The organism is uncultured Flavobacterium sp., from assembly GCF_963974175.1.
Lineage (GTDB): Bacteria > Bacteroidota > Bacteroidia > Flavobacteriales > Flavobacteriaceae > Flavobacterium.
This window is the reverse complement of the sequence record NZ_CAXBBR010000003.1, coordinates 83,158-104,288: the sequence shown is the minus strand read 5'-3', so window position 1 is coordinate 104,288 and position 21,131 is coordinate 83,158. Positions and strand designations below refer to the sequence as shown.

Below are 21,131 nucleotides of genomic sequence, written 5' to 3'. Positions count from 1 at the left end.
CGTTGCCATTTATGTTAGTATTCGTTATAAAAACATAATGATAACAAATATAAGAAATACTTTATTTACAACGCTTTATTATTGAATTAGAGTTGTCAACGTATTAATAAGTTATAAGAAGTTCAGAAACTTCTGCCTTCACAAAAACCGATACTTTAATTAGTATCGGTTTTTTTGTTTATAATAGTTTCAAATGTTTTATTTTTATAAAAAAAAAGCATCATGACCTTTAAAAATAAATTACTATTACTATTCGTTTTATTTTTTGCCATAATTTCTTGTAAATCGCAGGAGCGAGATTCTATAAAGAAGCAACAGAATTCTGTTGTTGTAAATGACACTACCTTTGTCAATCTAAAGGATTATAGTGATGATTTTGTTTACGATATGAAATACGCTACCGAGGATAATTTCTTGAAAGCAAAAGTCTATGATTGCGCAGAATGTTTTCTGCGTCTGAAAACAGTCGTTGCTTTAGTTGAGGCTAATAAAGAATTTATTAAAAAGGGATATAGAATTAAACTTTTTGATTGTTATCGTCCATTAGATATTCAAAAAAGAATGTGGAAAATTGTTTCTAACCCACAATATGTAGCTGACCCAGATAAGGGTTCCATTCATAATAGAGGAGGAGCAGTAGACATCACTTTAGTTGACGCTTACGGCAAGGAACTGGATATGGGGACACCCTTTGATTTTTTTGGAGAAGAAGCTAGTCATGGTTATGATAAGCTATCAGAAGAAGTGAAAAACAACCGCATACTATTAAAAAGTATAATGACTGCTGTTAATTTCAATTCCTTCGATTCAGAATGGTGGCATTATAATTTAAAATCGGGCTTAAAAGATAAAGTTTCTAATGTGAAATGGGATTGCGAATAAGTTATTCGATACATCTCAAATTAGTAATGAAATAGTTTTCGGGCTGATATACTTCGTTATTTAATTCCGATTGAAATTCTTTTTTGATTACATAATCTTCAGTTTCTGTTAAATACTTGATTCTCATCAAGGAAATAGGAGAACTTTTTAAATCTTCAAGACTACCTTTCATAAACATAAATGACCCTACCATAACCCTATTGTCGAAATCTTTGTCATCCCGCAGCATGGTGCCGCAATTTTCTTGATCGATATGTAATAGAGTCACTATTTTTCCATTATGTAGTTGTAAAAACAGTTTCGAATTTTTATCAAAACAATTTGCTTTTAAAAACCCTTTACTTTTTTGAATAATTTGGACACTTAATATTGGTGTTCCGTCAGCTAGGGCTAACGAATAAAAAATATAGCTCGAATTTCCTGCAAAGTTTTTTTCAGAGATCATGTATTCTCTGGTTGATTTATAAGTTCCTATAGAATCATTTACGTTTGTACTATAGTCACATGGTGTTTGGGCAAATAGATTTCCTGTTATGAATAAGAATACTATTATAACTAGCTGTTTCATTGTTATTGTATTTTGTTGCAAATTAAGACAATTTTATTATTATTCTCGTCAGTAGTGAAAAAACAATACGAGTTTCCTCCGTCTTTTATTTTCCATTTTTTACGAATGTTTTCAACGGTTTCGGGAAAATTTCTAGTGGTGATATTTGCTTTTTTATCTTGTAGAAAAGTTTTCATTTCTATCTTGTTGTATGGAATGCAGTTTTTAATTTCAAAAATTCTTCCGGGGAATGAAATTAAATTTGCCGAAGTATATAAATGAGAATGTTTTTGAAGCTTGTTTAAAGCATAATAATGGCTTACTTCATCAAACCCGCCTGATTTCATTATAGCGCTATTCGGTTCGTATAGGTGGTTGAGAGGTACACTGTAGTTTGATGCCTGCGATTGATCATTCCAAATAAAATCAAAAGTTTCTGTTTTGTCTTTTTGTATGTTGATTGTTTTAATCTGTATTTTTCCCAGGTAGTCTTTATGCAGTTCCCACAGTAGTTCTTTTACATCATTTTCTAAAGCCACAATATGAATGGTCTTTACATTTTGCAGCTCTAATACGCCTGCCGAAATATCAAGTAAAGGGGCTGTTTTTATTAAAATAGCTTCCGATTTTTTAAAATAATTATCGAGATTATCAGGAACGTTTGGCAAGCAGTCTTTTAGCATAAAAACTTTGCCTTTGGCATCATTACGTCTGGAAGGATCAATATAGATCCAATCCCACTTTTGGTTTAATGACTCTAAAGTATTTAAGCTGTCTCCAGCATGGCAAGTGATATTCTCAATACCTAGCTGTATATAATTGTGCGCTACAATTTCAGATAATTCCGGATTAATTTCGCAATGGTCAACAGTAGTAACACTTTTCGAAAAATAATAATCATCTACACCAAAACCTCCTGTTAGATCTATTAGCGAACCACCAGAAACAATAGAAGATTTGTATAGTGCTGTTTTCTCTGAGGAAGTTTGTTCTATAGAAATTTTACTGGGGTAAATAATATTCTTGGTGTTGAACCAATTAGGTAGCTTATCTTTTGTTTTTGTTTTTGCTTCAATTTGATTCAAAATAGAAATCCATTCTACTTCTGGAAATGGGTTTTTTAGCAATGCCAATTTTGAAATGCTGACGCCAATATTACGATCTATAAATTCTTGAATTTCAGAATTTAGTATGTTTAAATCCAAAATTAAATGTTTTTAGTTAAAAGATGGATTATTTTATTCTCCGGAAAAAATTCTTTGCCTATCACTTTTAATATGGTGTAAAGAGGAACTGCAGCAATCATTCCTAAAATACCGAAAAGGAAACCTGCGATGAGTATCACAAGAAAGATTTCTAATGGATGTGAACTAACACTTTTTGAAAAAATAATAGGTTGGGATAAATTATTATCAATAACTTGAACAATCCAGAAACCAAGTAAAACATATATTGTTGTAGGTAAAATTTCCGATTGAAAATCACTTCCTAGGTTGCTAAGCATCGTTAAAATTGCTGCTAAAACCGACGCAATTAGTGGTCCTATGTATGGGATGATATTTAAAACAGCACATAAGAAACCTATGATAAATGCATTGGGAACACGAAAGATTAGTAAGACGGTAAGGTATAAAACAAAAACAATGAATAGTTGCAGTAACAAACCAATGAAATAACGTGACAACAAGGAGTTTATTTTTTCTAAGGAATTCAGAACTTGGTCTTCATGGTCGTCAGGAATTAGTTTTTTTACTCCTGTAAAAAATGATTTTCGTTCTTTAAGAAAGAAAAATGTTATAAACAAGACAGATGCTAATCCCATTCCGAAACTACTGATAGTGGCCAGAATTGCATTTAAAAAATTGGGAATAATGTTGAAATTTATTTTAGAGCTGATTTCTGATGCGCTTAATGCTTTTGATGAATCAATATGGTGGTTCTCTAAAAACACACTTATTTGGTTTACTAATTGAATTGTTTGTTGCTCAATGGCACTAGTATTTAGTAGTGACAAATTTTGACCTTGCGATAAAATTAACGGAATAAACATCATTATAAAGCCAGCGATAATGACCATGAAAATAAATAAGGTACCAATGGTTGCAAAAACGTGATTAAATTTTAATCTTTTTCTAAAGAAATCTAAAACCGGATTCCCAATTAGAGTAAGTATTAACGCCACTATTAGGTATATTAATACGGATTGGATTTGGTATAGAAAATAAAGAAGAAGTGCACTCAATACAATAACGGTAATTGCTCTTAAAATTCCGTTTGCTATAGTTTTTGACGTAACCATTTAATTTTTTTAGGATATAAAGATAAAAAAAACTCGCTAACAAGTAGCGAGTTTTAGTATTGATATTTTTAATTAAATTTAGATTCCGAAACCAGCTCTAGCTCCACCAGAAAGAAATAAAGCACCCATTCTTGATTTTTGTCCATTTGTAAACATATACATACCTGGATCATCAGTATAGTCCATGTAGTTCATTGTCATTTCTACTGGAGTTCCAGCACAAGTACTGTAATGAGGATAAGCAGGAACACCGTAGTTTGCGGTGTTGTGTGTAGGTGTATCAGAAACTGAATCATCACCACAAGTTGTATCACCCCAAATATGACGTAAATTCATCCAGTGACCAACTTCATGAGTAGCTGTTCTACCTAAGTTATAAGGTGCATTTGCAGAACCAGATAAACCAAAGTATTTAGAATCGATCGCAACACCATCTGTTGAATCATTTCCACCAGGAAATTGTGCGTATCCTAGGATTCCTCCTCCAATTGTACAAACCCACATGTTTAATTTAGTATCTGGAGAAGTTGCGTCAATACCGCCTCTTTTTCCATTTTTCATTGTATCTCTGGTTCCCCATGATTTCTTTTTAGTAGATTTTCTGTTGATAGCTTCTAAAACGAAGGTGATTCCAACATTTGCTTTATCTCCAGAAAATAAGGTAGGTACTGAATTGTAATCAGAATTTCCAGCATTGAAATCTTCGTTTAAAACATCGATTTGAGACTGTATCTGTGCATCAGAAATGTTTTCGGCAGCAGTATTGTATAATACGTTCACTACTACAGGAATTTCAACTTTTCCGTTTACTAAACGACCTGTTAGCTTTGCATTTTGAGTGAAAGCTTCGATTTTGTTCATTCGAATTGCTAATGTTGGGTCAGCGGCTAGTTGGGCAGCTAGTACTTCATGAGATGCACAACCACGCTGGGTGATAGCATTTGCTGTTGAAGTTGCTGATTCTGTTTGGTCATTTTGACACGAAAAAAGCATCATGAATGCGGCGGCGGATAAAATAATTTTCTTCATAATAAAGTTGTTATAAATAATTGGTTTTGGTTAATAATATAACAATTTTATAACAATTTATTTAAATATAAAAATTATTGACAAGGAAATTATAATTTTTTGTTAAAAATAATGGTTTTATCAAGCACTGTTTTAACAGAATGTTTGTAATATTTATTCTTCTTTTTTTAAGGTCAATCTATTTTTAATTTTAACTATTTCATCCTGTTTATAAACATTTAAGTTGGTTTATTTTGTTATGTAATAGTTTGTTATTAAATTGTTTAAGGTTTATTTGTTTGAGAAGTTGAGGTCTTTTTAATAGTTGTCTTTTTACGGTATCTTTTAGACTTACAATTTCATTCTTTTATAGTATGCTAGATTGACTTTATATTAGTTTAATATTTTTTTTAAAAAAATCATTGATTTTACCAAAGTGTTTCCGATTTGTTCTGATATTTCAGGTAATTTAAGATTTATTGGCTTTTTTTAGTATTCGTAGATATTGAAAATGATGTGGATAAAAGCTGTTTTTGGATAGCAATCGAACAGCTATAAAATAGTTGTGGAGCTTTTCTTTTAGCAAGGAAGGAATCAGTAGTAATACATTGTACCGTAGGAGTAATTAAAAATAGAACGAAATACTAAACTTAATCCGTTTAGTCAATTTTATATTTAAGGTGTATTAAACTAAAAAACTCGCTAACAAGTAGCGAGTTTTAGTTTTTATTTATTTGGTTCTAATTAGATACCGAAAGCGGATCTTGCTCCACCAGAGACAAATATTGCAGCCATTCTGCTTTTTTGCCCAGTAGAGAACATGTACATACCTCTGTCATCTGTATAATCCATATAGTTCATTGTCATTTCTACCGGAGTACCAGTACATGTGCTATAATGTGGGTAAGCTGGAACACCATAGTTTGCAGTATTGTGCGAAGGTGTGTCATCTACTAAATCGCTTCCACAAGTAGCATCACCCCAAATGTGACGTAAATTCATCCAGTGTCCTACTTCGTGTGTAGCTGTTCTTCCTAGGTTGTATACTCCAGAAACGGTACCAACTCGTCCAAATGCATTATTATCAATTACAACACCGTCAGTTGAAGATGATCCTCCAGGAAATTGTGCATAACCAAGAATACCACCGCCTAAATTACATGACCACATGTTTAGTACTGTTGTAGGTGATGTAGGTGCGATTCCTTTATTTGAAGTTTTCATAGCATCATTAGTAGAAAAGGAAGTTGTTCTTGTAGATTTTCTTACTATGTTTTGTAGTACAAATGTTATTCCCACATTTGCTTTTACTCCAGAGAATAATGCTGGGACATCATTGTAGTCGGCGTTAGCTCCATTAAAATCTTCGTTTAAAACGTCAATTTGAGATTGAATTTGTTCATCAGAAATGTTTTCAGCTGCAGTTCTGTATAGTACGTTTACTACGACAGGGATTTCAACTTTCCCGTTTACTAAACGGCCAGTTAATTTAGCATTTTGTGTAAAGGCTTCAATTTGATTCATTCGGATTGCTAGAGTGGGGTCAGCGGCTAGTTGCGCAGCAAGTACTTCTTGTGATGCACAACCACGTTGCGCAATCGCGTTTGTTGTTGTAGTTGATTCTGTCTGGTCATTTTGACAAGAGAATAGCATTAAAAATGCTGCTGCAGATAAAATAATCTTTTTCATAAAAACTGTAGGTTATGTTAATTAAATATGGTTTTTGGAAACCATTCCGCAATTTTATAACAAAAACACAAATAAAAAAAATAAATTCAAAAAATAAATTAACAAAAATTTAGGATTGCTTATTTGGCGGGCTTTTTTAAAATTCAGTCATAAAAAATCAAACTAAAAAGAACGATATATCTTACGTTTTGTCAACTTCTATTTGTGGAAAATACTGGCGGTAATTTAAATAAAATAGGTAAATCGAAGTGTTTTTTAGTCATGATGAATGACAAAAGGACCATCTTAGTTTGTCACTAAATGGATCAAGCGGGATGCTTTTTTTATTTTGTAAAAAGAAAAAGCTGTCTTTTGGCTAAAAAAAAATAAAATTAGGAGAAGAAATGGTTTCTTTTAAAATGGAGTTATGGAATTTTTATGGTAGAATTTAACAAAAATATTAATTGTTAAAAATGTAACTTATTATGTTTGCTCCCATTTTTAATGCTTTTTCACGGACCGATACCGGATCATTATGGACTTCTGCATCTTCCCAACCATCGCCTAAATCACATTCAAAAGTATAAAGTAATACAAGTCTGTTTTCTATGAAAATACCGTAGGCTTGCGGACGTTTTCCTTCGTGTTCATGGATTTTGGGTAATCCACTGGAAAAGAGATAGGGTTTCTGGAATATAATATGATTGGCGGGTATTTCAATAAGTGAATTATTTGGAAATATTTTTTTTATTTCTTTTCTAATATATTGATCCATTCCATAATTATCATCAATATGGAGAAATCCTCCTGCTACCATATATTTATTTAGATTACTGACTTCAGCATCACTAAAAGCAACATTTCCATGTCCAGTCATATGAATAAAAGGGTAAGAAAATAAATCAGGACTCCCTGGTTCTACTGTTGCGGGTTTTATATTTAGGGTAGTATTAATATTTGAATTACAGTATTTAATCAGATTGGGTAATGAAGTGGGATTAGCGTACCAATCACCACCACCACTATATTTTACTAAAGCAATTTCTTGAGAAAAGGATGAGATGGAGAGTAGTAGTAAAACAAAATATATTCTTTTCATATGATAATACGTATTATTCTTATAGGTGATATGTAATTTTCAGTTCGCATTGCCCCATAATATTCGAATAAATTTTCCCTCTTTATACAAGCATAATTTTTGTAAAATGCTATTCTTCATTGAAAAAAGCAACACTATGACAAGCGACTACTGCCGCAGTCTCCGTTCTTAATCTGGTGTTTCCTAAAGATACAGGAACATAATGATTGTCAATTGCCATCGTTATTTCTTTTTCGGAGAAGTCACCTTCAGGACCTATAAGTAAAGTGATATTTTCATTTGGTTTCAAAATTGATTTCAACGTTTTTTTATCTGTTTCCTCACAATGAGCTATTAATTGCAGACCATCATTTTTTTGCTTTAAAAAATCTTTCAAAGAAACAGCCTCATTTAATTTAGGAAGATACAATTCATTAGACTGTTTCATGGCAGTCAAAATGATTTTGTCAAATCTCTCTTTATTAATCACTTTTCTTTCAGAGCGGTCACATATAATAGGTGTAATTTCATGAATTCCTATTTCAGTAGCTTTCTCAAGAAACCATTCGTATCGATCGTTCATTTTTGTTGGAGCGACGGCCAGGTGCAAATGGTATTTTGATTTTGGCTTTTTTTCGAAAGAAATAATTTTTACGGTACACTTACTGTCAGAAGCTAGGGTAATTTCAGTTTCGAATAAATCGCCTTCACCATTAGTTACAAATAATATATCGGTATCTTTTTTACGCAATACCTTTATAATGTGTTTGCTTTCTTCTTTGTCAAAAGAAAAGGTTTCGGTCGTTGCGTCTATATTGGGGTTATAAAATAATTGCATAATTTAGAATTGTATTCGTGCTTTAGAAACTACAGCAGCAGTTTCAAATTGTTGTGATAAAAATTTTTGATAACCCACAATTCCAATCATTGCAGCATTATCGGTAGTATATTCAAATTTTGGAACAAATGTTTTCCAACCGTATTTTTGTTCTGCGTCTTTTATGGCTTTTCTGATTCCAGAATTAGCAGATACACCACCGCCGATGGCAATTTGATTAATTCCGGTTTCTTTTACAGCTAATTTTAATTTATCCATTAAGATTTCGACAATTTTATATTGAATAGAAGCACAAATGTCATTTATGTTTTCAGCGATAAAATCTGGATTTTCTAATTTTTTCTTTTGTACAAAATATAATATAGCCGTTTTTAAACCTGAAAAACTAAAGTTCAATCCAGGAACTTTGGGTTTAGTAAATGCAAATGCTTTTGGGTTTCCTAGTTGAGCGTGTTTGTCAACTAAAGGACCACCAGGATAGGGAAGACCTAGTATTTTTGCACTTTTATCGAATGCTTCGCCTACAGCATCGTCTGTTGTTTCTCCGATGATAGTCATGTCAAAAAAGTCATTGACTTGCACAATCTGAGTATGTCCGCCACTAATCGTTAAAGCTAGAAATGGAAAACTAGGTTTTTCAAATCCTTCTTCATTTATAAAATGAGCTAATATATGAGCATGCATGTGATTTACTGAAACAAGAGGAATTTCTAGGGCTAAAGCCATTGATTTAGCAAAAGAACTACCTACAAGAAGCGAACCCATTAATCCGGGACCTTGGGTAAAAGCAATTGCTGACAGTTGTTCCTTGCTGATGTTTGCTTTACGAAGTGCCGCATCAATAACAGGAACAATATTTTGCTGATGCGCGCGTGAAGCTAATTCTGGTACAACGCCGCCATATTGGGCATGAATGAGCTGATTTGCCACAACATTGGACAGTACTTTGTCGTTGTGTAAAACGGCAGCTGCCGTGTCATCACAGGAACTTTCGATAGCAAGAATAAAAACCTCGGAATTTTGCATAAAAAGGCACAAATTTTGAATTATATTTACAAACCGATTTTATTTTTTATAATTTTACGGCGCAGCCAAAATTAAAGAATTTTTATTAAAGGTGCCGCTCTTTCCTTGGGCAAAATAATATTTTAAGATAAAAATAAAACAACAATAGGTATCAAAAAATTCATTAAAATATTTTTCCGTTTCATTCTGGGGATAATTGTGCTCATACTATTACTCGGTATCGCACTTTCGATACCTTTTGTTCAGACAAAAATAGCACAGCATTTTACAAATAGTATTAATAAAGACTTTGGAACAAATATTTCTATTGAAGCAGTTCGTGTGTCTGCCTTTGGAGGCGTAAAATTTAAAAATGTTTTAATATTAGATCATCATAAAGATACTTTAATTTTTTCTAAAATTGTAAATACTAACATACTAGAAGGGAAAAAAATTCTAGATGGGGATTTGATTTTTGGAGATGTCAGACTTGATGGTCTGTTGTTTAAAATTAATTTATATAAGAATGAAAAACAAACTAATTTAGATCAGTTTATAAATGCCTTCGATAGTGACACGCCCTCAACAAGGAAATTTTTGTTAAAAGTTGATAATGCCTACGTTACTGACGCTCATTTTAGTGTCACAGATGAAAATAAAGCAAATCCAGTTGACATTAATTTCACAAAATTAAATACTACTCTTAGTAATTTTTTACTCTATGGCCCAGATTTAAAGACAAACATAGTTAAAATGTCTTTTCTTGATCATCGTGGTTTGTATGTTGTAAATATGAGTTCTAACTTTACTTATACTAAAAAGAAAATTCAATTTGGCAATCTTGATTTGACTACTAAAGAATCAAAATTCAAGGCTAACGTAATTCTAAATTATAAAGCAGGTGATTTTTCAAATTTCACGGACAAGGTGAACTTTGATGTTAAAATTAAGCCCTCGCAAATTGCTACCAATGACATTAGACATTTTTATAATGAATTAGGTAAAAACCAATTTTTCAAAATAAATGCTGATGTTAAAGGGCCATTAAATAAGCTGAACATCAAAAATCTAAATCTAGCTGATTCAAACAATACTCGTATTGATGGTTCAATAGTTTTCAAAAACTTATTTGGTGACGCTAATCAGAAGTTCTATATGGATGGCGAGTTCGCCAGAATATCAAGTAGTTATGATAATTTGGTAACCATACTTCCTAATATTTTAGGAAAGAAATTACCAGTGGAACTAAAAAAATTGGGCAGATTTACTTTAGTAGGTAATTCGCAGTTAAGTGTTACTGCCATTGATGCTGATTTTACATTAGATTCCGACTTAGGGAGCGTAAAATCGTTCTTTAGTATGAAAAGTATTGATTTTATTGACAAAGCTTCTTATATGGGTAATGTTGTTTTGGAAGATTTTGATTTGGGAACTTTGTTAGACCGCAAAGATCTGGGAAAAATTACAATGAACATTGATGTAGATGGTAAAGGATTTACAGAGAAATATCTTAATACAGCACTTAGAGGAGATGTTTCTAAAATTGATTTTAATGATTATACCTACACTAATGTAGTCGTGAACGGTAATTTTAAAGCGCCTAATTACATGGGGCAGATTTCGATAAACGACCCTAATCTTATTATGAACTTTGACGGTTTATTGGATTTAAGTAATAAAGAAAACAAATATGATTTTCATATCAATGTAGAAAATGCCGACTTAAACAAGTTGAAGTTTGTTAAAGATTCCACGTCAGTTTTTAAGGGAGATGTAATTGTTCAGGTTACTGGGAATTCAATTGAAAACTTACAAGGAAACGTCTATATAAAAGAGACTTCTTATCAAAATGGAAAAGACACTTATAATTTTGATGATTTTAATGTTAACTCCAGTTTTGATACGGACAGAGTTCGAACAATCACCGTAAACTCTCCTGATATTATTGAAGGTGAAATTGTAGGGAAATTTCAATTTAGCGAACTCGGGAATTTAGTTAAGAATTCTTTGGGGAGTTTATATACTAATTTCAAGCCCAACAAAGTTAGTAAAGGACAGTTCTTAAAGTTTGATTTTACGATTTACAGTAAAATTATCGAATTATTGTATCCTGAAATTGCTATTGGGTCAAATACCGTTGTAAAAGGGAACATAAAATCAGATACGCAAGAATTTAAACTAAAATTTAATTCACCGCAAATTGTAGCAGCTAAAAATACGTTCGATAATATCAGAGTCTCGATCGATAATAAAAACCCACTTTACAATGCTTATGTTGAACTAGACAGTATTAAAACCAAATATTATAAAATCCGTGATTTTAGTCTTATAAATATAACGATGAAGGATACTTTATTCTTTAGGTCAGAATTTAAAGGTGGGCCAAAAGGAGAAGATTATTTTAATCTGAATTTATACCATACTATTAATAAGGACAACGATAATGTTGTAGGATTAAGTAAATCCGAAATGAAATTTAAGGATTATCTGTGGTTTTTAAATGAAGAGGAAACACCTAATAATCAAATTGTTTTTGACAAGTCATTTAAAAATTTCAAGATAGATGATATCGTTTTATCTCATGAAGATCAAGCTATATCTTTAAAAGGAACTATAAAAGACAATACAAACAAGGATTTAAAACTAAGTTTTAAAGATGTTGATCTCTATAAGATAACACCGGAAGACGATAAATTTGTTTTTCAAGGAAATATAAACGGAGATATAAGTTTTAAACAGAATAAAGCAATTTACAAACCTACAGCTTCACTTGTTATAGACCATTTGAATATAAATAAAACGGATCTTGGTGATTTGAAATTTGATATTGAAGGGGACCAGAATTTGGAAAAATTCACAATAAATTCCTTTTTAGAAAATGAAAATTTTGAATTGTTTAATGCTTTTGGGAATTTCCAAATTATTGATAAAGAAACGGTTCTTGATATGAAATTGAAATTTGCTAAATTTGATTTAGGAATTTTAAGCTCATTAGGAGGAGATGTAATTTCAAATATAAGAGGACTAGTTAGTGGAAACGCTACGATTCAGGGTAATTTAAAAAAGCCCGCAATTAATGGACGTTTATATGTTGAAAAGACTGGTCTGACAATTCCTTATTTGAATGTAGATTATGAATTAAATGACAGATCGGTAATCGATCTTGTTGGTCAAAAGTTCTTGTTCAGAAACAATACCTTAACTGATTCAAAATTTGGAACAAAGGGAGTTTTAAACGGGAGTATCGAGCATAATAATTTTGGAGATTGGAAACTGGATTTGGCGGTAAGTACTAAAAGGCTACTGGTGTTAAATACTGTGGATAAGGAAGATGCAGCATATTATGGAACAGCATTTATAGATGGTAATGCTACCATAAAAGGGCCAACGAATGGTTTATTCATTAAAGTAGAGGCAAAATCAGAGAAGGGTACTGAAGTCAAAATTCCGATAAATTATGCTGAAAGTGTTAGTGATAATTCTTTTGTTCATTTTTTGACTGCCAAGGAGAAGTATAATATCCAGATGGGAATTGTTGAAGATAGTAGGAAGTATAAAGGATTAGAATTAGAGTTTGATCTTGATATCACAGATGATGCCGAAGTGGAAGTAATTTTAGATCGTAATTCAGGACATGGAATTAAAGGGAGAGGTTTTGGATCCTTATTGTTTAAGATTAATACTTTAGGGAAATTTAATATGTGGGGTGATTTCCAGGCATATGAGGGATCTTATAATTTTAAATATGGTGGATTAATTGATAAGAAATTTGATGTTAAGAAAGGTGGTTCAATTTCTTGGGAAGGAAACCCAATGAAAGCACAACTGAATTTGGAAGCCGTGTATAAAACGATTGCCAACCCTGCAGTATTATTAGAAAATTCATCATTTAATAGAAAAGTACCGGTAGAGGTAGTTATTGGAATTCGTGGGGATTTAGCCAGTCCTGAACCTGATTTTAATATTGAATTCCCAACAGTGAGCAGTGTCTTAAAATCAGAGATTCAATACAAATTGAATGACAAAGACATCAGACAAACGCAAGCACTTTATTTATTATCAACAGGTGGGTTTTTAAGTCCTGAAGGAGTAAGTCAGTCTGATTTCTCAGGAAGTTTGTTTGAAACCGCCTCCAGTTTATTGGGTGGGATTATAAAATCAGATAATGAAAAATTCAAAGTTGGTCTTAATTATATTTCAGCAGATCGAAGAATAGGTAAAGAAACTGACGGACGATTTGTCGCTACGATTTCATCAAAAGTGAATGAGAGAATCACAATTAACGGAAAAGTAGGTGTACCATTCGGTGGGATTAATGAGTCGGCAATTGTCGGGGATTTAGAAATCCAATACAGGGTAAATGAAGATGGAACTCTTAATTTACGTTTGTTTAACCGCGAAAATGATATTAATTACATTGGACAAGGAATTGGATATACTCAAGGAGTAGGGGTGACTTACGAAGTAGATTTTGATACATTTAAAGAATTGGTTAATAAAATATTTAAAAATCAAAAATTAGGAGTAGAAAGTACTTTTACTCAGCAATATCAGGATTCGAACTTAGCGCCAGAATATATAAATTTCTCTAAGCCTAAGAGTCCTAAAACTGAAACTCCCAAGAAAAACAATGAAGCAATAATCCCGGAGGAGGATTAAGGTTATTCTATTCTGTGTGAATCTTTAAGCAACATTGTTTTTTTAGTTTGTTGCGTGTTTAATTAATACTCTCCCTGAAGTTATTATGGAAATATATTGGCATGGATAGATAGCATGTGGCTTGACGTAAGGATGCGTGGTTATATCACATTCTTATTTTTTTGGAAATAGATACTAATTATTACTTCATTTCCGATACGTACTTTTATTACGAAAAAGAATGGTTTAGGATTGCATTAGAGTTCTTTTGCTTTAAGCTCCTTTAGCTCCTGTTTTTGCTAAATAGTAGTTAATTAGCAAATAATATTTAAATAAATTAACTTTTATTAAAAAAAACAGTGTTTTTTATGATTTTTCGAAAACTTATTAACGAAAACGTTTGAATTTAGTGTAGTTGATTAATTTAATAAAAACATAACGTAAAAAGTGCATTATGTTTTCTAAATTTACGCTTTAATACTTAAATAATGCCAAAAACAATAAAAAAAGTAGGTGTTCTTACTTCGGGTGGAGATTCACCTGGAATGAATGCTGCTATTAGATCAGTTGTTCGAACTTGTGCTTACCATAATATAGAATGTATAGGAATTTACAGAGGGTATCAGGGAATGATTGAAGGAGACTTCAAAGAAATGGGACCTCGAAGTGTGAATAACATCGTAAATAAAGGAGGAACAGTTTTAAAATCTGCTCGTTCTCTTGAATTTAGAACTCCAGAAGGAAGAAAAAAAGCACATGACCATCTTGTAAAAGCCGGAATAGATGCTTTAGTAGTAATCGGAGGAGATGGAACCTTTACAGGAGGTATGATCTTTAATGCCGAGTTTGACTTTCCAGTGATGGGTATTCCGGGAACTATCGATAACGACATATTTGGAACAAGTCATACATTAGGATATGATACAGCTTTAAATACTGTGGTTGAAGTAATTGACAAAATTAGAGATACTGCAAGTTCACATAACAGACTGTTTTTTGTCGAAGTTATGGGAAGAGATGCAGGACATATCGCTTTGAATGCAGGTATCGGAGCTGGAGCAGAAGAAATACTTATTCCAGAAGAAAATTTAGGATTGGATAGATTATTAGAATCTTTACAAAAAAGTAAAGCTTCAGGAAAATCATCAAGTATCGTTGTAATTGCAGAAGGAGATAAAATTGGTAAAAATGTATTCGAATTAAAAGATTACGTTGAAGCAAATTTACCTGAATATGATGTTAGGGTTTCTGTTTTAGGTCATATGCAACGTGGTGGTTCACCATCTTGTTTTGACCGAGTTCTAGCAAGTAGATTAGGTGTGAAAGCAGTTGAATCATTATTAGAAGGAAAATCAAATTATATGGTTGGATTACAAAATGATACTGTTGTACTAACACCATTGGAACAAGCCATAAAAGGAAAGACTGAAATAGACAGAGAATTACTTAGAGTCTCTGATATTATGTCAACATAAATAAAAAAATGAAGTTTATTGTGAGGAAATTAGACTTTAAATGAAAGTTACAGTAAAATAAACAAAAAATTAATTAAGATGTCAAAAGTAAAATTAGGAATAAACGGGTTTGGAAGAATTGGAAGAATTGTTTTTAGAGAATCTTTTAATAGAGATAATGTAGAGGTAGTAGCAATCAACGATTTATTAGATGTAGATCACTTAGCTTACTTGTTAAAATATGATTCAGTTCACGGTCGTTTTAATGGAACTGTTGAGGTTAAAGAAGGGCAACTTTTTGTAAACGGAAAAAACATCCGTATTACTGCAGAAAGAAATCCTGCAGACTTGAAATGGAATGAAGTTGATGTAGATGTAGTTGCTGAGTGTACTGGTTTCTTTACCACAGTTGAAACTGCAAATGAGCACATCAAAGGTGGTGCTAAAAAAGTTATTATTTCTGCACCTTCTTCTGATGCTCCAATGTTTGTAATGGGAGTAAATCATACTGAAGCTAAAGCGTCTGACTTGATCGTTTCTAACGCTTCTTGTACTACAAACTGTTTAGCTCCATTGGCTAAAGTTATCAATGATAATTTTGGAATCGTTGAGGCGTTAATGACAACTGTTCACGCTACAACTTCTACTCAAATGACAACTGATGGTCCTTCTAGAAAAGACTGGAGAGGTGGACGTGCTGCATCTTGTAACATTATCCCATCTTCGACAGGTGCTGCAAAAGCTGTTGGAAAAGTAATTCCTGAATTAAATGGAAAATTGACTGGTATGGCTTTCCGTGTTCCTACAACAGATGTTTCTGCAGTAGATTTAACGGTAAAAGTAGCAAAAGAAACTTCTTACGAAGAAATCATGGCGGTATTGAAAAAAGCTTCTGAAACTACAATGAAAGGTGTGTTAGGATTTACTGAAGATTTAGTTGTTTCTCAAGATTTTGTTGGTGATTCTAGAACTTCAATCGTTGATGCTAATGCAGGAATTGGATTGAACTCTACTTTCTTCAAAATCATCTCTTGGTATGATAATGAATATGGATACTCTAGTAAACTAATTGATTTATCTGTACATATTACAGGATTAAAATAATCTTACTATAATAAAATCCCGTTTTTAATTTTTAAAACGGGATTTTTTTTTATTTTGAAAGATAAATTGGACTAAACCAAATCTTTATTACATTTAGAAGAAAGAGAAGATAACCAAAAACCAAAAGAAATGAGATTATTAGTTGATAGTGGTTCTACAAAAGCAGATTGGATTGCAATAGACGATGATGGAAAAGTGTTGTTTACCACACAAACATTGGGATTAAACCCTGAAATTCTTGAAAACGAACAAATTATTGAACGTTTAAATGACCGTTTTGATATTGTTCAAAGTAAAAAATCAGCTACACATTTGTTCTTTTATGGGGCAGGTTGCGGTACGGATAGAATGAAATTAAATCTATCACAAGCTTTTCAAAGTTATTTTACTAATGCAATTGTATCGGTTGAAGAAGATACTTACGCTGCAGTTTATGCGACTACACCTAGAGGTGAAAAAGCAATTGTTTCTATTTTAGGAACAGGTTCTAACTGTAGTTATTTTGACGGAAAAGAATTGCATCAAAAAGTACAATCATTAGGTTATATTGTCATGGATGATTGTAGCGGTAATGTTTTTGGAAAAGAGTTAATACGTAAGTATTATTTCAATAAAATGCCAAAAGAATTGGCTACTATATTTGAAAAAGAATACAATGTAGATCCTGATTATATTAAAAGCAAATTGTATAAAGAAGACAACCCGAATGCTTATTTAGCCACTTTTGCAAAATTTTTAATTCAACATAAAGAAACAGAATTCTGCAAGAAAATTATCTTTAAGGGGATGAAGTCTTTCGTAAAAAACTACATAAAACAATATGATAATTGCAAAGAGGTACCCGTACATTTTGTGGGGTCTATTGCATTCTATTTGAAAGAGGAATTACAACAAACCTTTGATAAATATGATTTGCAATTAGGAAATGTTCTTAGAAGGCCTATTGATGGTTTAATTGCATATCATATCGCAAATAAATAGATTTTATGGAAATTGCTATTATCGCTCATGATGGAAAAAAAGCGGATATGGTTCAGTTTTTGAATAAAAATACAGCTATATTACAACATATTAAAATAAAACTTATTGCGACTGGAACTACTGGAGGTAAGGCTGAAAAAGCTGGATTTAAAGTAAAAAAGATGCTTTCGGGGCCTATGGGAGGTGACGCGCAAATTGCAGCTAGAGTGGCAGAGGGCAAAACCAAAATGGTTTTGTTTTTCAAAGATCCATTGGCCAGCCATGCTCATGAGGTAGATATAAATATGTTGCTTCGCGTATGCGATGTACACAATGTGCCAATAGCTACAAACGAAGCAACTGCTCAATTATTATTGAAAGCTATAGAATTGCAATCATAGAAATCTCAACATTTACATTTTTTGGCAAACAAGCCACTTGAACCGTTTCACGAGCTGGAGCGGTTTTTTCATTGAAATAAGTAGCGTAAACGCTGTTTATTTTTGCGAAGTCGTTCATGTCCATTATGAATATAGTCGTTTTAACGATGTTTTCAAATGTCATTCCAGCCTCATCTAGTACTGCTTTCATATTTTGCATTACTTGCTTAGTTTCTGCTTCGATCGTGTCTAATACTAACTCTCCTGTTGCGGGGTTTATAGCGATTTGACCAGAAGCATAAAGTGTATCTCCTTTAAGTACTGCTTGATTATAAGGTCCTATAGGTGCTGGAGCTTTATCAGTAAAAATTATCTTTTTCATATAAATGTTTTTTAGTTTTTTAATGAGTAAATACGGCTGAAATCAATTGATTAGACTTAATTGTATTAACGCGATGTATTTGTACTTCGTTTGTCCCACTTGATGTCACTCAGTACCCCTGATTTTATTCCAATAAAGAATCCCCAGTTAGCATTTGTTCCAAAAGGTGTCCAGTTGAAGTCCATTCTCCAGCTAAGTAAATCTCTTTCAAATCTAAGTTGAGTATAAGTAACTCCATTTTGTACAAAATCATATCCAGTTGAAACTCCTAGTTTCCATTTAGGTGTCAAATCAGCATTGGCTGAAATCATAATTGAGTTGCCAATGATTTCGTTTTCTCGATTGGTATTACCATACGTCAATGAATAAGCAAAGGTCATGTCCCAAGGTAATTTTGACTTGAAAAATCCCGAAATTTTGTCTGTCCCTTGTTCTTCGCTACCGTCAAATTGACTTTTAGAACCGTTATTTACAATAGTGTTTTTTCCAAAAAGGTCATCTTCTCGACCGCCGTTTCTTTCGCTTTGAGAATTTTTATCTTTTTTATCATTTTTACCACTGGAAATAGAATAATTTAAAGTCATATTAGCACTTGTCATTCTAAATAAACTTCCTCCATTATTAATATTAAAAGTAGCGATTCTGGTCCCTGAATTATCGATGGCATAAGGATCTAAGGTAGCGCCAAAGTTGACGTTCATTTTATTAGCAAATAATTGCGTTCCTCCACTGACCCTAACCGGCGACCAAGCGAGTGCTGTTACTCCGTCCGCATCAAGATTGTAACTTGTCGATAAATTTAAATTGTTTAACAGCATTACTTTTTTTGCTTCTACTTTAGTGCTGTCTTTGTCAGTTATTTTCGCTTCAAATGTGTTGCTTAAATCAAACCCAAGAGTATTAGAATTGGTTAGTCCCGGAGCACCGAAGATTCCGCCCTCAAAACGTGAATATTGCTTTGTGATTGTTCCAGTAGCGTCAGAAGCATATGTGTCATAGTATTTTTCAAAACTTGGTGCATAACCGTAAGAAACAGAAGGTCTCATGACATGTCGGATTGATTTTATTTTTTTGTCTTCGCCAAAATTAAAAGTACCATAAATAGTGGTACCAACGCTTGATGAAAAGGAATACGTTCTAAAGGCGTCAAAACCGCTTACAGTTTTATCGACAACTGCACTTTGGTCGGCATCATAGCTTCTTTCAATTGTTTTTGCATACCACACTTCTTCATAATTTAGAGAGGTAGAAGCACTAAAATATTTAAACAATTTGAAATTAGTGCTTAGAGGAATGCTGTGTTGTACTCCTAACTGTGCATCTTTAAACATTTGTGGTTTAAAAAAAAGTGAATCGGTAGTTGTGATCGTATTTCGACCATTTAAATTATATTGAAGGTTGATGTTTTTGAAAAAACCTTTTTTAAGACCATCTTTTCCCACGAAAGGATAGATTCGATCCACACTAAGTTGAAGTGTAGGCAAGGTCATGTTAATTACTTCAGTTTGCGTATTTTGTGAATGGGTTGCAGATAAAGACATTCTTACCTGTGGTACTGTTTCGAATGTTTTTGAATAGGAAATCGAGGAGCTTAAGGTGTTGTTAAGATTAGATCCAATATTAGCTTGATTTATCGATTGCTGAAAATACTTACTGCTTCCAAGATTTACGGATGCCGAAAAACTGGAATTTGGGTTCGCTTTTGAATCTCTAGCATGCGACCATTGAATATTATAAATTTTTTGTTTGGCATAATCAGGATAGCCTCGTTCGCTGGTGATTAAGTTCTCATATCTAAAATTCAGATTACCTCTAAAAGCATATCGTTTTGCATAAGAGGATTCAAAACGCAATCCATAACTACCATTTGTATAGTAATCTCCTAATATGGTTAAGTCGTAATTATCGCTTAAAGCAAAATAGTATCCTCCATTTTGCAATGAAAAACCTCTAGTATTTGAGTCGTTGTAACTAGGTAATATGATACCGGATATATTAGTCTCTTTACTAAGAGGAAAATAAGCAAAGGGTAGTGCTATCGGTGTGGGAACATCGGCAATAACTAAATTTGTTAAACCTGTAATTACCTTTTTTCCAGGGATAAATTTTACTTTATTAGTTTGGAAATAATATTCAGGATTATCAACGTTGGTTGATGTAGTGAATCGTGCGCCTTTTAAAAAGTAAACAGAATCATTTTCTTTTTTAGTTATAGCAGCTTTGATTCTAAATTCTCCCTGTTCCGATCTTGAATTCCAGATTAATGCTTTCTTTGTTTTAAAATTAAAGCGAATAGAGTCCGGTTGTACCTCATTTGTTCCTTGCTTAAAATTGGGATATTGAGTATATTTTCCTGTCGAGTCTTTTATTCTTCCGGCGTAAACTTCATTTTTTTCGTAATCCATAACGATGATTCCGGCCTTTAATTCAACATCTTGATAATAAAGTTCCGCTTTGTCGTATAAAGTGATTAGTTTTTTCTTTTGATCTATCTTGGCATATTGGTCAGCCTTATATTTTACCTTGCCATCAAGAAAGGCTTTTTTAGGTTTAATAGTATCTTTTTTAGGAAGAGTATCCGTTTCTTTTTTTAGGGCCGAAATAGATGATTTGTCCTTATTAATGGCTAACGAAGAAGTGTCTACCTGCTTTTTAGGAGTTATAGCGGTCGTTTTTTTTGATATATCCTGAGAATATAAATTGGCACATCCCATTGTTAGGAAAAATGATACTAAAACGATATTAAATAAGTTTGTCTGCAAAGGTTTAAATGCTAATTTTGTAAAATTATGGCCTGTTTTTTGAAGTGTCAAACTTACAGATTATTATTTGGCAAAAATAATCAAATAAAAAAATTAAGTACTAGAGTTCTAATAAAATTAACTTTA

Annotated in this window: 16 protein-coding genes; 6 read left to right on the top strand and 10 right to left on the bottom strand. The window is 32.4% G+C overall.

Features of this window, described 5'->3' with window-relative positions:
* The first annotated feature begins 222 nt into the window (after window positions 1-222).
* Window positions 223-882 carry a M15 family metallopeptidase gene (locus tag AAC069_RS05730; protein WP_339919522.1) on the top strand — a complete coding sequence of 220 codons (660 nt, stop codon included), beginning with the start codon at window positions 223-225 and terminating at the stop codon, window positions 880-882.
* Between the two features lies 1 nt (window position 883).
* On the opposite strand, the gene AAC069_RS05725 is transcribed toward AAC069_RS05730, so the two are convergent.
* The 8 genes from AAC069_RS05725 to tsaD form a co-directional block, all read right to left on the bottom strand.
* The gene (locus AAC069_RS05725; RefSeq protein ID WP_339919521.1) at window positions 884-1,450 is read right to left on the bottom strand and encodes a hypothetical protein; all 567 of its coding nucleotides are present in this window, start codon (window positions 1,448-1,450) and stop codon (window positions 884-886) included.
* A gap of 2 nt (window positions 1,451-1,452) precedes the next feature.
* The gene (locus AAC069_RS05720; protein WP_339919520.1) at window positions 1,453-2,634 is read right to left on the bottom strand and encodes a class I SAM-dependent methyltransferase; all 1,182 of its coding nucleotides are present in this window, start codon (window positions 2,632-2,634) and stop codon (window positions 1,453-1,455) included.
* A gap of 2 nt (window positions 2,635-2,636) precedes the next feature.
* Window positions 2,637-3,728 (bottom strand): AI-2E family transporter, encoded by a 1,092-nt coding sequence (locus AAC069_RS05715; RefSeq protein ID WP_339919519.1) that lies wholly within the window; start codon window positions 3,726-3,728, stop codon window positions 2,637-2,639.
* Window positions 3,729-3,806: 78 nt separating this feature from the next.
* Window positions 3,807-4,757, bottom strand: a complete 951-nt coding sequence (locus AAC069_RS05710; protein WP_339919518.1) for a zinc metalloprotease — start codon at window positions 4,755-4,757, stop codon at window positions 3,807-3,809.
* Window positions 4,758-5,480: 723 nt separating this feature from the next.
* Entirely contained in the window at window positions 5,481-6,425 is a 945-nt protein-coding gene (locus AAC069_RS05705) for a zinc metalloprotease (RefSeq protein WP_339919517.1), read from the bottom strand.
* A gap of 439 nt (window positions 6,426-6,864) precedes the next feature.
* Window positions 6,865-7,503 (bottom strand): DUF4159 domain-containing protein, encoded by a 639-nt coding sequence (locus AAC069_RS05700; protein ID WP_339919516.1) that lies wholly within the window; start codon window positions 7,501-7,503, stop codon window positions 6,865-6,867.
* Window positions 7,504-7,612: 109 nt separating this feature from the next.
* Window positions 7,613-8,320 (bottom strand): 16S rRNA (uracil(1498)-N(3))-methyltransferase, encoded by a 708-nt coding sequence (locus tag AAC069_RS05695; RefSeq protein ID WP_339919515.1) that lies wholly within the window; start codon window positions 8,318-8,320, stop codon window positions 7,613-7,615.
* Window positions 8,321-8,323: 3 nt separating this feature from the next.
* Entirely contained in the window at window positions 8,324-9,346 is a 1,023-nt protein-coding gene (tsaD, locus tag AAC069_RS05690) for a tRNA (adenosine(37)-N6)-threonylcarbamoyltransferase complex transferase subunit TsaD (protein WP_339919514.1), read from the bottom strand.
* 204 nt (window positions 9,347-9,550) lie between these two features.
* Between tsaD and AAC069_RS05685 the strand changes: the two genes are divergently transcribed.
* The 5 genes from AAC069_RS05685 (at window position 9,551) to AAC069_RS05665 (ending at window position 17,882) form a co-directional block, all read left to right on the top strand.
* Window positions 9,551-13,984 (top strand): translocation/assembly module TamB domain-containing protein, encoded by a 4,434-nt coding sequence (locus AAC069_RS05685; protein WP_339919836.1) that lies wholly within the window; start codon window positions 9,551-9,553, stop codon window positions 13,982-13,984.
* Window positions 13,985-14,451: 467 nt separating this feature from the next.
* Window positions 14,452-15,438: a 6-phosphofructokinase gene (gene pfkA, locus AAC069_RS05680; protein ID WP_091086467.1), complete on the top strand. Its 987-nt coding sequence runs from the start codon at window positions 14,452-14,454 to the stop codon at window positions 15,436-15,438.
* A gap of 78 nt (window positions 15,439-15,516) precedes the next feature.
* The gene (gene gap, locus AAC069_RS05675) at window positions 15,517-16,521 is read left to right on the top strand and encodes a type I glyceraldehyde-3-phosphate dehydrogenase (RefSeq protein WP_339919513.1); all 1,005 of its coding nucleotides are present in this window, start codon (window positions 15,517-15,519) and stop codon (window positions 16,519-16,521) included.
* A gap of 129 nt (window positions 16,522-16,650) precedes the next feature.
* A complete protein-coding gene (locus tag AAC069_RS05670) occupies window positions 16,651-17,502 on the top strand; it encodes an N-acetylglucosamine kinase (RefSeq protein WP_339919512.1) in 852 nt (283 codons plus the stop codon).
* Window positions 17,503-17,507: 5 nt separating this feature from the next.
* Window positions 17,508-17,882, top strand: coding sequence for a methylglyoxal synthase (locus AAC069_RS05665; RefSeq protein ID WP_091086457.1), 375 nt, complete (start codon window positions 17,508-17,510; stop codon window positions 17,880-17,882).
* Here the strand turns inward: AAC069_RS05665 and AAC069_RS05660 are convergent.
* Both AAC069_RS05660 and AAC069_RS05655 read right to left on the bottom strand, forming a co-directional pair.
* Entirely contained in the window at window positions 17,863-18,243 is a 381-nt protein-coding gene (locus AAC069_RS05660; RefSeq protein ID WP_091086453.1) for a RidA family protein, read from the bottom strand. The genes AAC069_RS05665 and AAC069_RS05660 overlap by 20 nt on opposite strands.
* A gap of 65 nt (window positions 18,244-18,308) precedes the next feature.
* Window positions 18,309-21,056 carry a putative LPS assembly protein LptD gene (locus AAC069_RS05655; protein WP_339919511.1) on the bottom strand — a complete coding sequence of 916 codons (2,748 nt, stop codon included), beginning with the start codon at window positions 21,054-21,056 and terminating at the stop codon, window positions 18,309-18,311.
* Between the last annotated feature and the right edge of the window lie 75 nt (window positions 21,057-21,131).